Source organism: Mesorhizobium sp. LSJC269B00, assembly GCF_000502815.1.
GTDB lineage: Bacteria > Pseudomonadota > Alphaproteobacteria > Rhizobiales > Rhizobiaceae > Mesorhizobium.
In genome coordinates this window covers 502,407-516,800 of record NZ_AYVN01000003.1, presented here as the reverse complement: position 1 = coordinate 516,800, position 14,394 = coordinate 502,407, and the positions used below count along the sequence as shown (strand labels likewise).

General features: G+C 63.9%; 15 protein-coding genes. 9 read left to right on the top strand and 6 right to left on the bottom strand.

Features of this window, described 5'->3' with window-relative positions; translation table 11 throughout:
• Positions 1-53: 53 nt before the first annotated feature.
• The 7 genes from X771_RS1000000166625 (at position 54) to X771_RS154370 (ending at position 6,607) form a co-directional block, all read left to right on the top strand.
• Entirely contained in the window at positions 54-215 is a 162-nt protein-coding gene (locus X771_RS1000000166625) for a DUF1328 family protein (RefSeq protein ID WP_023683859.1), read from the top strand.
• A gap of 73 nt (positions 216-288) precedes the next feature.
• Positions 289-1,173 carry a diaminopimelate epimerase gene (gene dapF / locus X771_RS154350; RefSeq protein ID WP_023687687.1) on the top strand — a complete coding sequence of 295 codons (885 nt, stop codon included), beginning with the start codon at positions 289-291 and terminating at the stop codon, positions 1,171-1,173.
• Positions 1,173-2,492, top strand: a complete 1,320-nt coding sequence (gene mtaB / locus X771_RS154355; protein ID WP_031202550.1) for a tRNA (N(6)-L-threonylcarbamoyladenosine(37)-C(2))-methylthiotransferase MtaB — start codon at positions 1,173-1,175, stop codon at positions 2,490-2,492. The genes dapF and mtaB overlap by 1 nt, the downstream gene beginning before the upstream one ends.
• Before the next feature lie 388 nt (positions 2,493-2,880).
• On the top strand, positions 2,881-4,578 hold the full coding sequence (ftsY, locus tag X771_RS1000000169155; RefSeq protein WP_050588923.1) for a signal recognition particle-docking protein FtsY: 1,698 nt from the start codon (positions 2,881-2,883) through the stop codon (positions 4,576-4,578).
• A gap of 61 nt (positions 4,579-4,639) precedes the next feature.
• Positions 4,640-5,311 (top strand): septation protein A, encoded by a 672-nt coding sequence (locus X771_RS154360; RefSeq protein WP_023687683.1) that lies wholly within the window; start codon positions 4,640-4,642, stop codon positions 5,309-5,311.
• 67 nt (positions 5,312-5,378) lie between these two features.
• On the top strand, positions 5,379-5,999 hold the full coding sequence (locus X771_RS154365) for a pyridoxamine 5'-phosphate oxidase family protein (protein WP_023687682.1): 621 nt from the start codon (positions 5,379-5,381) through the stop codon (positions 5,997-5,999).
• A gap of 59 nt (positions 6,000-6,058) precedes the next feature.
• Positions 6,059-6,607: an NADPH-dependent FMN reductase gene (locus X771_RS154370; RefSeq protein ID WP_023687681.1), complete on the top strand. Its 549-nt coding sequence runs from the start codon at positions 6,059-6,061 to the stop codon at positions 6,605-6,607.
• An 83-nt stretch (positions 6,608-6,690) separates the two neighbouring features.
• On the opposite strand, the gene X771_RS1000000169865 is transcribed toward X771_RS154370, so the two are convergent.
• Together X771_RS1000000169865 and X771_RS154380 are read right to left on the bottom strand one after the other, a co-directional pair.
• The gene (locus tag X771_RS1000000169865) at positions 6,691-6,897 is read right to left on the bottom strand and encodes a 4-oxalocrotonate tautomerase family protein (protein ID WP_023683852.1); all 207 of its coding nucleotides are present in this window, start codon (positions 6,895-6,897) and stop codon (positions 6,691-6,693) included.
• A gap of 160 nt (positions 6,898-7,057) precedes the next feature.
• Positions 7,058-7,978 carry an SMP-30/gluconolactonase/LRE family protein gene (locus X771_RS154380; protein ID WP_023671738.1) on the bottom strand — a complete coding sequence of 307 codons (921 nt, stop codon included), beginning with the start codon at positions 7,976-7,978 and terminating at the stop codon, positions 7,058-7,060.
• Positions 7,979-8,264: 286 nt separating this feature from the next.
• Here X771_RS154380 and X771_RS1000000168765 point away from each other — a divergent pair, with 286 nt between their 5' ends.
• On the top strand, positions 8,265-8,432 hold the full coding sequence (locus tag X771_RS1000000168765; RefSeq protein WP_023687680.1) for a hypothetical protein: 168 nt from the start codon (positions 8,265-8,267) through the stop codon (positions 8,430-8,432).
• Between the two features lie 186 nt (positions 8,433-8,618).
• On the opposite strand, the gene X771_RS154385 is transcribed toward X771_RS1000000168765, so the two are convergent.
• The 4 genes from X771_RS154385 to ccmA all read right to left on the bottom strand — a co-directional run bounded on the left by X771_RS154385 (position 8,619) and on the right by ccmA (position 11,014).
• On the bottom strand, positions 8,619-9,200 hold the full coding sequence (locus X771_RS154385) for a DsbE family thiol:disulfide interchange protein (RefSeq protein WP_023687679.1): 582 nt from the start codon (positions 9,198-9,200) through the stop codon (positions 8,619-8,621).
• A complete protein-coding gene (ccmD, locus tag X771_RS154390) occupies positions 9,197-9,388 on the bottom strand; it encodes a heme exporter protein CcmD (protein ID WP_023671735.1) in 192 nt (63 codons plus the stop codon). The genes X771_RS154385 and ccmD overlap by 4 nt, the downstream gene beginning before the upstream one ends.
• 122 nt (positions 9,389-9,510) lie before the next feature.
• On the bottom strand, positions 9,511-10,176 hold the full coding sequence (gene ccmB, locus X771_RS154395; RefSeq protein WP_023687678.1) for a heme exporter protein CcmB: 666 nt from the start codon (positions 10,174-10,176) through the stop codon (positions 9,511-9,513).
• 229 nt (positions 10,177-10,405) lie between these two features.
• Positions 10,406-11,014 (bottom strand): heme ABC exporter ATP-binding protein CcmA, encoded by a 609-nt coding sequence (ccmA, locus tag X771_RS154400; RefSeq protein ID WP_023687677.1) that lies wholly within the window; start codon positions 11,012-11,014, stop codon positions 10,406-10,408.
• A gap of 285 nt (positions 11,015-11,299) precedes the next feature.
• Between ccmA and acnA the strand changes: the two genes are divergently transcribed.
• A complete protein-coding gene (gene acnA, locus X771_RS154405; protein WP_023687676.1) occupies positions 11,300-13,990 on the top strand; it encodes an aconitate hydratase AcnA in 2,691 nt (896 codons plus the stop codon).
• Positions 13,991-14,394: the final 404 nt, after the last annotated feature.

Here is a 14,394-nt window from a genome sequence, read left to right as displayed (position 1 = left end):
ACAGATGCGTTCTTAAGCCGGCTGCAGGCCAGTCAATTTGCGAGGCATTGTCCATGATCAAATGGATCATCATTCTTCTCATCGTTGCTGCCGCCGCCAGCCTGCTCGGCATGCCGGCGCTGGCCGGTGCCGCCGCCACCGGCGCGCGCGTGCTGATCGGCATCGTTCTCGTCATCTTCCTGCTGATCGTGCTCGGCGTTTTCGCGGTAACCTAGACGCAGCCCACACTGGTAATTCCCGCCCGTTTCCGCCATATAGCGGCGAAACGTACAGGAATTACCTCAGATCATGGCAGGCACTGCCCCCTTCGCCAAGATGAACGGCATCGGCAACGAAATCATCGTCGCCGACATGCGCGGCCGTGCCGATAGGGTCACGGCGGCGTCGGCTGTCGCGCTGAACGCCGATGCGGCGACCAGGTTCGACCAGATCATGGCGATTCACGATTCGCGCACGCCGGGCACCGCCTTTTACATCGACATTTTGAATTCCGACGGCTCGGGCGCGCAGGCCTGCGGGAACGGCATGCGCTGTGTCGTCCAGGCGCTGGCCGCCGAAACCGGCCAGAAGACTTTCACCTTCGAGACCCGCGCCGGCATCCTCAACGCCGTCGAACATGCCGACGGCACCATCTCGGTCGACATGGGCACTCCGCGCTTTGGCTGGCAGGACATTCCGCTGGCCGAGGAATTCCGCGACACCCGCATGATCGAGTTGCAGATCGGCCCCATCGACGCGCCGGTGCTGCATTCGCCTTCGGCTCTCTCGATGGGCAACCCTCACGCTATCTTCTGGGTCGACAACGATGTCTGGTCCTACGAACTCGAGCGTTTCGGCCCGCTGCTCGAAAACCATCCGATCTTCCCCGAGCGCGCCAACATCACCATCGCCCAGGTAACGTCGCCGGAGACGATGATCATCCGCACCTGGGAGCGCGGCGCCGGCCTGACCAGGGCTTGCGGCTCGGCCGCTTGCGCTTCCGTCGTCGCCGCTGCCCGCACCCGGCGCACCGGCCGCAGCGTTACGCTGATGACGCCCGGCGGCGGCTCGCTGCATGTGGAATGGCGCGACGACGACCACGTCATCCTGACCGGCGCTGCCGAATGGGAGTTTTCCGGCAATTTCGATCCGTCGACCGGCACCTGGGCCCGCGACACCGAAAGCGCGGCCTGATGTCTGCACTTGCCGATACCAAGGGCCCCAACTCCCAAGGCATAGACGTCGTCACCTTTGGCTGCCGTCTCAACACCTATGAATCCGAAGTGATGCGCCGCGAGGCCGAAAGCGCAGGTCTCGGCGCGCTCAAAGGCGGCGCCATTATCTTCAACACCTGCGCCGTCACCGCCGAAGCGGTGCGCCAGGCCAGGCAGTCGATCAGAAAGGCCCGCCGCGAAAATCCGGCGGCGCGCATCATCGTCACCGGCTGCGCCGCGCAAACCGAACCGCAGAATTTTGCCGCCATGGACGAGGTCGACCTCGTGCTTGGCAACGAAGAGAAGCTGAAGGCCAACTCCTACCGCGCGCTGCCGGATTTCGGCGTCAACGACAGCGAGAAGGCGCGCGTCAACGACATTTTCTCGGTGCGCGAGACCGCCGGCCACATGGTCGACGCCATTGAGGGCCGGGCACGTGCTTTCGTCCAGGTGCAGAACGGCTGCGACCATCGCTGCACCTTCTGCATCATCCCCTATGGCCGCGGCAACTCACGCTCGGTGCCGATGGGCGCCGTGGTCGAGCAGGTCAAGCGTCTGGCCGGCAACGGCTATGCCGAGATCGTGCTGACCGGCGTCGACATGACCAGCTTCGGCGCCGGCCTGCCGGGCGCGCCGAAGCTGGGAAAGCTGGTGAAGACCATCCTGAAGCAGGTGCCTGATGTGAAGCGGCTGCGGCTGTCCTCAATCGATTCGATCGAGGCGGATGATGATCTGCTCGACGCCATCGCCACCGAACCCAGGCTGATGCCGCATCTGCATCTGTCGCTGCAATCAGGTGACGACATGATCCTGAAGCGCATGAAGCGCAGGCATTTGCGCGACCAGTCGATCCGCTTCTGCGAGGATGTGCGCAAGCTGCGCCCCGAAATCGTCTTCGGCGCCGACATCATCGCCGGCTTCCCGACCGAGACCGAGGAAATGTTCGAGAATTCGACAAAAATTGTCGAGGAGTGCGGGCTGACTCATCTGCATGTATTTCCGTTTTCACCGCGCGAAGGCACGCCCGCCGCGCGCATGCCGCAAGTCCGCCGCGAACTGGTCAAGCAGCGGGCGGCCCGGCTGCGCGCCGTCGGCGAGGCCGCCTATCGCCGCCATTTGTCATCACTCCCGGGAACGCGCCAGTCGATCCTGGTCGAGCGCGACGGCCTCGGCCGCACCGAAGGGTTCACGCTTGCGGCGCTCGACACGGGCGCGCCGGGCGAGATCGTCGAGGCAGACATCACCGGCCATGACGGCGCGCGCCTGATAGCAGCCCCGCTCACTGCCCGCGCCGCCTGAGACGATTGAAGCATGGCCGGTTTTTTCAAGAACATATTTTCGTTCGGCAAGAAGGAAGTCGTCGAGGAGCGCATCGACGAAACCGCTCCCCTGCCGCCGATCAAATGGGATGCGCTTGAGGCGCTGAAGCCGGCGGCCGAGCAGGTCGTTCCGGAGTTCTTGAAGCGCGAGGAGCCCGAGCCGCCGACGCCCCACCCTCCCCTCGATGGGGAGGGTCGCCACGAAGTGGCGGGGAGGGGTGAGAGCGCCGACGCCGGCGCCACTCACCCCCACCCCCAAGCTTCGCTTGGGACCTCCCCCATCGAGGGGGAGGTAAAGCCTGCGCCGCAGNAGCGCCGACGCCGGCGCCACTCACCCCCACCCCCAAGCTTCGCTTGGGACCTCCCCCATCGAGGGGGAGGTAAAGCCTGCGCCGCAGTCGGCGCCAGAAGAACCGAAGCCCGAACCCGCGCCGACCATCCCGCCCGCGCCGGAACCGGTCGTCCCATCCGAGCCGGAACCGTTGCCGGAGCCCGCGCCGGTAGAAGAACCGCAGCCTGAGCCGGAGATACCCGAGCCGCCTGCACCGGAAGAAGTTCCTGCGCCGCCAGCCGTTCCGGAGCCGGCTCCCGAGCCGCAGCCCCAAGAAGTGCCGCCGGCGCCGGCCGAGCCGGAGATCGAACCATCGCGTCCGGAACCGCAGCTGGAGCCCGCTCCCGTCGAAGTGCCGACGCCTGCCGAGACTCCAGCAGAACCGGCCGCCCCGATCGAAGTGCCGCAACCGTCCGCGCCTCCCGCACAGCCTACCTCAGAGGTCAGCGCCGCCCCTCATCCGCCTGCCGGCACCTTCTCCCCGTATAGCCACGGGGAGAAGGACGAGGCGCCCCACCCTCCCCTCGATGGGGAGGGTCGACGCGAAGCGGCGGGGTGGGGTGATGGCGCCGACGCCAGCGCAAATCACCCCCACCCCCAAGCTTCGCTTGGGACCTCCCCCATCAAGGGGGAGGTAAAGCGCACGTCGGTTGAAGCTGTACCCGCGCCGGTCGAAGCCAAGACCATCGTTGCCGAGCTAGCGCCCGCGCCGGCCCCGCAACCTTCGCCACAGTCAAAACCAGCTCCCGGCAAAGTCACCGTCACCAAAAAGGTCGAGCAGAAAGCCGAGCCGCAAAAGGCGCCCGAACCGGCGCCGCGACGCTCCTGGTTCCAGCGCATGCGCGACGGGCTTGCCCGCTCCTCGAAAGAACTCACCGGCAACATTGCCGGCGTCTTCACCAAGCGAAAGCTCGACGAAGAGACGCTACAGGACCTCGAAGACGTGCTGATCCGCGCCGATCTCGGCATGGAAACAGCCTTGCGCGTCACCGATGCGCTCGCCGCCAGCCGCTATGGCAAGGATGTCTCCGACGCGGATGTCCGCACCATCATGGCGGCCGAGGTGGAGAAGGTGCTGGCCCATGTCGCCATGCCGCTGGAGCTCGACCTGTCGCACAAGCCGCATGTCATTCTGGTGGTCGGCGTCAACGGCACCGGCAAGACCACGACCATCGGCAAGCTCGCCGCCAAACTGACCGATGGTGGCCTGTCGGTGATGCTGGCCGCCGGCGACACGTTTCGCGCTGCAGCCATCGAGCAGCTGAAGATCTGGGGCGAGAGGACGAAGTCGCCGGTCATCGCCTCGAAGATAGGCGCGGATGCCGCCGGCCTCGCCTACGACGCTTTCGAACGCGCCAAGGAGGCCGGCTCCGACGTGCTGATCATCGACACCGCCGGCCGGCTGCAAAACAAGACCGAACTGATGGCGGAGCTGGAAAAGATCGTGCGCGTGCTGGGCAAGCTCGATCCGGAAGCGCCGCATACCGTGCTGCAGACGGTCGACGCCACCACCGGCCAGAATGCGCTCAATCAGGTCGAGATCTTCCGCAATGTCGCCGGCGTCAACGGCCTGGTGATGACCAAGCTGGACGGCACGGCGCGCGGCGGTATTCTGGTCGCGATCGCGGCAAAGCACAAACTGCCGGTCTACTTCATCGGCGTCGGCGAACAGGTCGACGACCTCGAACCATTCTCGGCCAGCGAATTCGCCAGGGCGATCGCGGGCGTAGCGTAAAAAGCACGATCCCGAAGAGCTGCAGGCTTTTTTGGACAAGATCATGCGTCAGAAGGAAGTCATGAACCCTCCCATCCTCGAACGCGACCCGTCCGACCCGCGAAAGAAGAAAGAAAGCGTCAATCCGCTGCTCAAGCTGGTGCTGGAACTCGGGCCGCTGATGGTGTTCTTCTTCGCCAATGCACGCGGCGCCTGGCTGGTGCAGAAATTTCCTGTCCTGGCCGAATTCGGCGGGCCGATCTTCGTCGCCACCGGCCTGTTCATGGCGGCGACGGCGATCGCGCTGATCGCCTCCTGGCTGCTGCTGCGCACCTTGCCGATCATGCCGATGGTCTCGGGCGTCGTCGTCTTCATCTTCGGCGCGCTGACGCTCTATCTGCAGGACGACGTGTTCATCAAGATGAAGCCGACCATCGTCAACACCCTGTTCGGCGGCGTGCTGCTCGGCGGTCTGTATTTCGGCCGATCGCTGCTCGGCTATGTCTTCGATTCGGCCTTTCGCCTCGATGCCGAAGGCTGGCGCAAGCTGACTTTCCGCTGGGGCCTGTTCTTCCTGTTCCTGGCTCTTGCCAATGAAGTGGTGTGGCGGAATTTTTCCACCGACTTCTGGGTTACCTTCAAGGTCTGGGGCATCATGCCGATCACCCTGTTGTTCACCTTCAGCCAGATGCCGCTGATCCTGCACCATTCGATCGAGGATAAGGCCGAGAAGGTGGAAGAAGCCGGCAAGTAGAGCAATTCCAGGAAAAGTGTGAAGCGGTTTTCCGTCCGGAATTGCGTCCGAATAAACGGAGACGGCCATGGAATTCGTCACCACGCGCGACGAGCTGAGGACGATCTACAAGACCCCGCGGCCGACCGACGCCTCAATGCGCAAGGAACTCCGGGCGCTTGACGGCCACTGCCGCTCCTTCATCGGCAAGAGCCCTTTCGTGCTGATCGGTTCTTCCGACGGCGCCGGCAATGCCGACGTGACGCCGAAAGGCGACAGGCCGGGCTTTGCCCTTGTCCTCGACGACAGGACCATCGCCATTCCCGACCGGCCCGGCAACAACCGGCTGGACACGCTGGAAAACATCCTGCTCAACCCTTCGGTCGGGCTGCTTTTTCTCATCCCCGGCATGAACGAGACGCTGCGCATCAATGGCGACGCCCGCATAACCGTCGATGCCGGTTTGCGCGAGCGCCTCGCCGTCGACGGCAAGCAACCGCAAAGCGTCGTCGTGGTGAGCGTCAAGGCCGCTTACATGCACTGCGCCAAGGCCTTCATGCGCTCCGAATTGTGGAAGCCGGACAGCTGGCACGACCGCGCGACGTTGCCGACGCTCGGTCAGATCCTGTCCGATCAGATGGCGCATGCCGAAACTGCCGACGATTTCGACCGCTCGCTGGACGAAGCCTACAGCAAGACCCTGTGGTAGATTTCGGGTACGATTCGCCATTGCGGTCCTTTGCCGGTTTTCGCTAGCCCTGTTTGCCCTTGATCGAACTCCTCGCCATCTCCGGCAGCCTGCGCGCCGCCTCGACCAATTCGGCGCTGCTGGCGGCGCTGTCCGCGAACGCGCCTTCGGATTGCCGCGTAACTGTCTATGACGGGCTCGGCCTGCTGCCGATCTTCAACCCGGATGACGAAGGCGAGCGCACACCGGCTGAGGCCATGCGGCTGATCGAGGCCGTCACCAGCGCCGACGGCATCATCCTCTCCTGCCCCGAATATGCCCATGGCGTGCCCGGCGGCATGAAAAACGCGCTCGACTGGCTGGTCTCGCGCGACGCCGCAGTAGCCAAGCCCGCCATGCTGGCCCACGCCTCCGCGCGCTCGCTCTACGCCCGCGCCGCGCTGGCCGAGATCATGCGCACCATGTCGTTCGCGCTTTGTGAGAATGCGGTTCTGGAGATTGCCTTGCTCGGCAAGAAACCGCCGGAGATAGAAGCGATCCTAGGAGAGGACGAGAACCTGCGGGCCATGCGCGAAGCGGTGCAGGTTTTCGCGAGTTTTATACGCGCAAACGTTGCCTCGTCATCCTAGGGCGGAGCAAGGAGCGAAGCGACGCGGCGCAGACCCTAGGATGACGAACGAAAGGGTGCGGCGCACCCCAACGTGCCGCAGTGCTACCCCTTCCGCAACGTCTCGACATCGGTCACACCGACATACCAGTCGCGCGCGTTGACCTCTTCGAACACCACCCAGACGTCGTCATTGCTAAGCCCGGTGGCGTCCATGATGGCCGCCGTGACCTTTTTGGCAATGTCGGCCTTCTTGCCAGCGGGATCAGCGGCGATCACTTCCTTGACGATGCGGATGTTGACGAATGGCATGATGTCCTCCCTTGAATTGTGTCTGATACCGCCGCGCCGCGGCTCCGAAATCCGCTCCGGCGAACCGCTTGGCGGTGGTTCCGGCGGCCGCAGCGCAACAGGCGCCGCCGGCAGGCGCAGAAACGCCATCAAGGCCGCCAGAGAAGCGTTTGCAGCAGCCTCAATACGTCTTCGCCCCGTTCACCATCAGCCGCACCATGTAGAGCGACGTGGTGCCGGCGATGTAGAGGCAGTTCAGCTTGTTGCCGCCGAACACGCAATTGGCGGTCACTTCCGGCACCTTGACCTTGCCGATCAGCGTGCCGTCGGGATCGTAGCAATGGATGCCGTCGGCGGCACTGGTCCAGATGCGGCCGGCCTCGTCGAGCCGGAAGCCGTCGAATAGGCCGGCCGTGCAGTCAGCGAACACCTTCCCGCCCGAGACCTTCTTGCCGTGCTTGCCGACGTTGAAGACCCGCATATGCGCGGGGTTCTGCGCGCCATGGGTGCGGCCGGTGTCGACGACATAGAGCTGGCTTTCATCCAGTGAAAAGGCAAGCCCGTTCGGCCGGACCATGTCGGTGATGACGGCCTCGACCTCGCCCGTATCCGGATCGACCCGGTAGACATTGCAAGCGCCGATCTCGCTTTCGGCCTTGTCGCCCTCATAGTCGGTGTCGATGCCGTAGCTCGGATCGGTGAACCAGATCGAGCCGTCGGATTTCACGACCGCGTCATTGGGCGAATTCAGCCGCTTGCCTTTCCATTCGGCCGCGATGGTGGTGACGGAACCGTCATGCTCGGTGCGGCTGACGCGGCGGCCGGAATGCTCGCACGTCACCAGTCGGCCCTGGCGGTCGACGGTGTTGCCGTTGGAATTGCCGGAGGGCTGACGGAAGACGCTGACATTGCCGTCGGTCTCGTCATAGCGCAGCATGCGGTTGTTGGGGATGTCGGACCAGACGACATAGCGGCCGGCGGCGAACCAGGCCGGCCCTTCCGCCCACTGACATCCGGTAAACAGCTTTTCCACCTGGGCGTTGCCGTTGAACAGCCGCGCGAAACGCGGATCCAGAATTTCGTAATAGTCTGCGGTCGCCATGCATTTCCTCCGGGCATCACGTGACGCGCGGATCAAGCCAGCCTGCGGGCGCGATGGCAAGGTGGCGCAGGCGCAATTTGTAAGACAAAAGGTGCCCGGCCGGCATGGCCCGCCAGCCTGTCCGGCCGTTTATGGTGCTGTAGCGCTGTATTAACCCGCTATGCGCCCTGTGCAATGGTGCATTGCAACATCTTCTTTTTGCATCGCACCATTCCTATGTCATGGTGCGAACGACCAAGGGAGGAACAAATTCACCGCTGATATGCGGCACGAAAGGACCCTTGCTATGGCTTTTGACAACCTCTTCTCCCGCGCGCGCTCCTCGATGGCCAAGCGCCGCCACTACAACCGCCTCGTCGCGGAAATCGAAAACCTGACGAGCCGCGATCTGGCCGACCTGCGCGCCGACCGCTCGGAAATGCTCTACCAGGTCCACAGGCAGATCTACGGCTGAGCATTTCAGACCTCAGCGGGGCACCGCCCCCTCACCCGGATTGCCAAACCGAATTGCATGAGCAATTCGGGCAATCCGACCTCTCCCCCCGGGGAGAGGAGCTAGCCTGTGCCGATGCTTCCCTCTTCTCCCCCACGGGGAGGAGGGGGCCGCGTAGCGGCCCGATGAGGGGGCATGGCGCCAACGTCAGCCCGGTGCCGCGAGCGCCTTTTCAATCTGCGGCAACAGAACATCCCTCGCCGACTCCCCTGTCAGCGGCCCGACATGCTTGTAGGCAATCTTGCCGTCCTTGCCGATGACGAAGGTTTCCGGCACGCCGTAGACGCCCCAGTCGATGGCCGTGCGGCCGGCCTCGTCGACACCTATCGCCTGGAACGGATTGCCGAGATCACCAAGGAACCGGCGCGCGTTTTGCGCTTGGTCCTTGTAGTTTAGCGCGGCCATGACGAAGCGCTTGTCCTGCGACAGCTGCAAGAGCACCGGATGCTCTTCCCGGCACGGCGCGCACCACGATGCAAAGACGTTGACCAGCGTTACCTTGCCGGCGAAGGCTTTCGAATCCAGCCCGGGCAGGTTTGACCCTTCCAGCGCCGGCAGGTTGGTCTGCGGCGCCGGCAGGCCGATCAGCGCCGACGGCACTGCCGCCTCATCGCGTCCCGACAAAAGCTGCGACAGGAACAATCCGGCGAGGCCGAGAAAAACCAGCAGCGGCAACAGCACGATCAGGCGGCGGCGCGGCGACGCCGGCGTTTCGCTTTCCGTGCTCATGGCTTGCTGGCCCCAGTGCTGGCCCCAGTACCGGCTTTGTCCGAGCGACGCCGCACGCCGGCCGCTTCGAGGTCTGCCAGTTCGCGCTTGCGGGTCCGCTGGTCGAGCAGGATCCAGCCGATCAGCCCGGCCAGCACGATCACCGTGATGCCATAGGCGGCCGCGACATAGAGTGCGTGTGCACTCATGCGCTTCGCTCCCCTTCCACCGTCACTTCGTCGTGCTCGATCATGGCCTTCCCATAGCTTTGCGGCTTTCTTAGCTTTGCGGCTGGGGCTTCGCAATTGATCGTCGCGCCGCAGCGGTCATATCAATCCGTTCCATGCCGCAGCGCCAGTGCTGCCGCCACCGGACCCAGCACGGCAAGAAACAGCGTCAGCGCGGCAAGAATGAGGAAGGGCTGCAGGAACGGATCAGGATCGGCCACCGCGCCGTAGCTCGCCGACACCCCGAAGATCAGCACCGGGATCGTCAGCGGCAGCACCAGCACCGAGATCAGCAGCCCGCCACGCGGCAGCGCCACCGCCACCGCCGCGCCGACCGCGCCGATGAAAGTGATCGCCGGCGTGCCGACCAGCAGCGTGAGCGCGGTGGCGCCGATGCTGAGCGGCTCCATGTTCATGAACAGGCTCAGCAGAGGTGCCGCAACCACCAGCGGCAGAACGCTGCCCGCCCAATGCGCCAGGCACTTCACCAGCACCGTCAACGCCAGCATGTGGCGGTCATTGCCCAGCACCAGAAGATCGAGCGACCCGTCTTCGCGATCGGCCTGAAACAGCCGGTCGAGGCCGAGCAGGCAGGCGAGCAGAGCGCCGATCCAAAGGATCGCCGGACCGATGCGGGCGAGCAGCTTCAGGTCCGGTCCGACACCGAAGGGGATGGTGGCGATGACGGCGAGGAAGAAGATGACGCCGGTGAGCGCTCCGCCGCCGGCGCGGACGGAGAGGCGGATGTCGCGCAGGAAGAGGGCTAGCATTGCCAAGCCGCGCCTGCGGTTTGATCGCCATCTTGCCGAAGGTGGCGTTCCTTCACACCCCCCTCTGTCCTCCCGGACATCTCCCCCGCAAGGGGGGAGATTGGCAGCTCCACTGCTGACGCCTCTTTTTCAATGCCGGTGATTGGCGAAAGCCGGCATGACATCTGATCTCCCCCCCTGCGGGGGAGATGCCCGGCAGGGCAGAGGGGGGTGGGCGGGAATGCCGACATCACCCTGTTGCTCCCATCCTCAATTCCTTCGCCCCATCCAATCCGAGCGGCAAATGCGTCGCCGCGACAATGATTCCACCTTCTGCGCAATGCCTCGTCATCAGCCCCGCAAACCGCGCCTCCGAAGCCTTGTCCAGCCCGGCCGTCGGCTCATCCAGCAGCCACAGCGGCTTATGACTGACCAGCAATTTCGCAATTGCCGCGCGCCGCCTTTGCCCGGTCGACAGATAGCCGAAAGGCAGATGGCCGATGCCGCCGAGACCAACCGTCTCCAGCGCCTCTTCGACACCCGACTGCCCATCGCCGTTGAAATCGCGCCAGAAGCGCAGATTCTCCGCCACGCTGAGCGCCGTCTTCATTGCATTGAGGTGGCCGAGATAGTGGACCGCCGAAGCGATCGTCGGAAACGTCTCGCCGCCGCCCTCGATGCGCACGTCGCCTTGCGCCTTCGGCAGCAGCCCGGCGATGACCCTGAGCAGCGTCGATTTGCCCGAACCGTTCGGCCCGGTGACGACCAGCACCTGGCCCTTGTCGAGCGCAAAACCGATGCCGGAAAAGACCGTCTCGCCGCCGCGTTCGCCGCCCAGATTTTCGGCAATCAGCCGCATGCCTGCCCGTCCCGAAAACTTTACCGCGCGATAGCTGCCGCATCGCACAAATTTGCTCCGCAACTGTCTAGAACTATTCCAGAAAATTCTCTATATGCGGGACATCCGTGCCAGCGGTCGGCACGGGAACAGAATTTGCGCCGAACCAGCGCACGCGCCGCCTTGAACGGCTCGGGTTGGCTGGGAACGGACAGCGGAAATGGCCGTACCCGCACCTTTGCGCGTGATTGCATGCCCATCGGCGTCCGTTCCCTTTCAGGCTGAACAGACAAGGACGGACCGCACGTGTCAAAATCCCTCGACAGTTTCAATTGCCGCCGCACCCTCACCGTGGGTGGCGCGGACTATGTCTATTACAATCTGGTCGAGGCCGAGAGGAACGGCCTCACCGGCATTGCCCATCTGCCTTATTCGATGAAGGTGCTGCTGGAAAACCTTTTGCGCAATGAAGACGGCCGCTCCGTCACCAAGGACTCTATCCAGGCTGTGGCCGGCTGGCTGACGGACAAGGGCACCGCCGGCGTCGAGATCGCCTATCGCCCGGCGCGTGTCCTGATGCAGGATTTCACCGGCGTCCCGGCGGTGGTCGACCTTGCCGCCATGCGCGACGGCCTCAAGGCGCTCGGCGGGGATCCGCAGAAGATCAATCCGCTGGTGCCGGTCGACCTCGTCATCGACCACTCCGTCATCGTCGACGAATTCGGCACGCCACTGGCCTTTGCCAGGAATGTCGAGCTCGAATATGAGCGCAACGAAGAGCGCTATAAATTCCTGAAATGGGGCCAGCAGGCGTTCCGCAATTTTCGCGTCGTGCCGCCCGGCACCGGCATCTGCCATCAGGTCAACCTCGAATATCTCGGTCAGGTCGTCTGGACCAACACGGAAGACGGCGAAACGACCGCCTATCCCGACACCTGCGTCGGCACCGATTCGCACACCACCATGATCAATGGCCTTGGCGTGCTCGGCTGGGGCGTCGGCGGTATCGAGGCCGAGGCGGCGATGCTCGGCCAGCCGGTTTCCATGCTGTTGCCCGAAGTCATCGGCTTCCGCCTTACCGGCAAACTCAGGGAAGGCATCACCGCCACTGACCTGGTGCTGACCGTCACCCAGATGCTGCGCAAGAAGGGCGTCGTCGGCAAGTTCGTCGAGTTCTTCGGCCCGGGCCTGTCCAACATGACGCTGGCCGACCGCGCCACGATCGGCAACATGGCGCCCGAATATGGCGCCACCTGCGGCTTCTTCCCGGTCGACGGCGAGACCATCCGCTACCTCACAATGTCGGGCCGCGAGGAAAGCCGCATCGCCCTGGTCGAGGCCTATTCCAAGGCGCAAGGCATGTGGCGTGACGCCGGCTCGGCCGACCCTGTCTTCACTGACCTGCTCGAACTCGAGCTCGACAGCGTCGTGCCGTCGATGGCAGGTCCCAAGCGCCCCGAAGGCCGCGTTCCGCTCGAAGGCATTCCGGCCGGCTTCGCAAAGGCGATGGAAACCGAGTACAAGAAGGCTGCCGAAATCCACAAGCGCTATGCCGTCGAAGGCACCGACCATGATCTCGGTCATGGCGATGTCGTCATTGCCGCCATCACGTCCTGCACCAACACCTCCAACCCGAGCGTGCTGATCGGCGCCGGCCTCTTGGCGCGCAACGCCAACCGGCTCGGCCTCAAGCAGAAGCCGTGGGTGAAGACCTCGCTGGCGCCGGGCAGCCAGGTGGTCGCCGAATATCTGGAAAAGTCCGGCCTGCAGAAGGAGCTCGACCAGATCGGCTTCAACCTGGTTGGTTTCGGCTGCACCACCTGCATCGGCAATTCGGGCCCGTTGCCAGCGCCGATCTCCAAGACCATCAACGATAAGGGCCTGATCGCCGCCGCGGTGCTCTCCGGCAACCGCAATTTCGAAGGCCGCGTTTCGCCTGACGTGCAGGCGAACTATCTGGCGTCGCCGCCGCTGGTGGTAGCCCATGCTTTGGCCGGCACCGTCACCAAGGACCTGACCACCGAGCCACTCGGCGAAGGCCGTGACGGCAAGCCGGTCTATCTCAGGGATATCTGGCCGAGTTCGGCCGAGATCCAGGAGTTCATCGAGAAGAACGTCACACGTGAGCTGTTCGCCCGCAAATATGCCGACGTCTTCAAGGGCGACGAATACTGGCAGAACGTCAAGGCGCCGGAAGGCCAGACCTATGCCTGGGACGACAACTCGACCTATGTGCAGAACCCGCCCTATTTCGCCGGCATGACCTCCGGTTTCGGCAAGATCGGCGACATCAAGGGCGCGCGCGTGCTCGGCCTGTTCGGCGACAAGATCACCACCGATCACATCTCACCGGCGGGTTCGATCAAGGCCGCTTCCCCGGCCGGCAAATACCTCACCGACCATGGCGTCGGCGTTGCCGACTTCAACCAGTACGGCACAAGGCGCGGCAACCATGAGGTGATGATGCGCGGCACCTTCGCCAACATCCGCATCCGCAACCATATGCTGGGCGAGAACGGCCGCGAGGGCGGCTACACCATCCACTACCCGTCGAAGGAAGAGGAATCGATCTACGACGCGGCGATGAGGTACAAAAAGGAAGGCGTGCCGCTGGTCATCTTCGCCGGCGTCGAATACGGCAACGGCTCCTCCCGCGACTGGGCAGCTAAAGGAACGAATCTCCTCGGTGTCCGTGCCGTCATCGCCCAGTCCTTCGAGCGCATCCATCGCTCCAACCTGGTCGGCATGGGCGTCATCCCCTTCGTCTTCGAGGAAGGCACCTCATGGGCCTCGCTCAACCTCAAGGGTGACGAGCTGGTCGAGATCGACGGCATAAGCACCATCAAGCCACGCCAGACGATGATCGCCAAGGTGACCTATGGCGACGGCACCGTGAAGAACGTGCCGATCATCTGCCGCATCGATACGCTGGACGAACTCGACTACTTCAAGAATGGCGGCATTTTGCAATACGTGCTGCGCGATCTGGCCGCGTAGCGGCCAGGGCTTAGGCAGTAGGGATTGGGCGGTAGCGGGGAACGACATCCCCTACTCCCTACTCCCTACTCCCTACTCCCTACTCCCTACTCCCTACTCCCTACTCCCTACTCCCTACTCCCTACTCCCTACTCCCTACTCCCAGTCTTTCCAAAGCATTGCCCGACCCGATCGAAGCCCCGCCCTGTACGACAGGAGTAAAAACCGGCTGGGCTCAGCAAGATCTGCCCCACGCTCCTGATGCCATGCTCCCGATCGAACCGGGCGGTGAAGTGCTCCCCCTGTGATGGCCATACCCATGGTTGCGGCAGCAAAAATTTCACCGCAACGTGACTTCCCGTTGACTGTCGCTTCTGCCACAAATCTGGGCAACCAGAACAAGGCCGGCGTCACCGGCGGGAATC

Excerpts from the sequence above, each read along its gene's own strand:
- X771_RS1000000166625 (WP_023683859.1), top strand. The coding sequence starts at position 54 with ATGATCAAATGGATCATCATTCTTCTCATCGTTGCTGCCGCCGCCAGC.
- dapF (WP_023687687.1), top strand. The coding sequence starts at position 289 with ATGGCAGGCACTGCCCCCTTCGCCAAGATGAACGGCATCGGCAACGAA.
- mtaB (WP_031202550.1), top strand. The coding sequence starts at position 1,173 with ATGTCTGCACTTGCCGATACCAAGGGCCCCAACTCCCAAGGCATAGAC.
- X771_RS154360 (WP_023687683.1), top strand. The coding sequence starts at position 4,640 with ATGAACCCTCCCATCCTCGAACGCGACCCGTCCGACCCGCGAAAGAAG.
- X771_RS154365 (WP_023687682.1), top strand. The coding sequence starts at position 5,379 with ATGGAATTCGTCACCACGCGCGACGAGCTGAGGACGATCTACAAGACC.
- X771_RS1000000169865 (WP_023683852.1), bottom strand. The coding sequence starts at position 6,897 with ATGCCATTCGTCAACATCCGCATCGTCAAGGAAGTGATCGCCGCTGAT.
- X771_RS154380 (WP_023671738.1), bottom strand. The coding sequence starts at position 7,978 with ATGGCGACCGCAGACTATTACGAAATTCTGGATCCGCGTTTCGCGCGG.
- X771_RS1000000168765 (WP_023687680.1), top strand. The coding sequence starts at position 8,265 with ATGGCTTTTGACAACCTCTTCTCCCGCGCGCGCTCCTCGATGGCCAAG.
- X771_RS154385 (WP_023687679.1), bottom strand. The coding sequence starts at position 9,200 with ATGAGCACGGAAAGCGAAACGCCGGCGTCGCCGCGCCGCCGCCTGATC.
- ccmD (WP_023671735.1), bottom strand. The coding sequence starts at position 9,388 with ATGAGTGCACACGCACTCTATGTCGCGGCCGCCTATGGCATCACGGTG.
- ccmB (WP_023687678.1), bottom strand. The coding sequence starts at position 10,176 with ATGCTAGCCCTCTTCCTGCGCGACATCCGCCTCTCCGTCCGCGCCGGC.
- ccmA (WP_023687677.1), bottom strand. The coding sequence starts at position 11,014 with ATGCGGCTGATTGCCGAAAATCTGGGCGGCGAACGCGGCGGCGAGACG.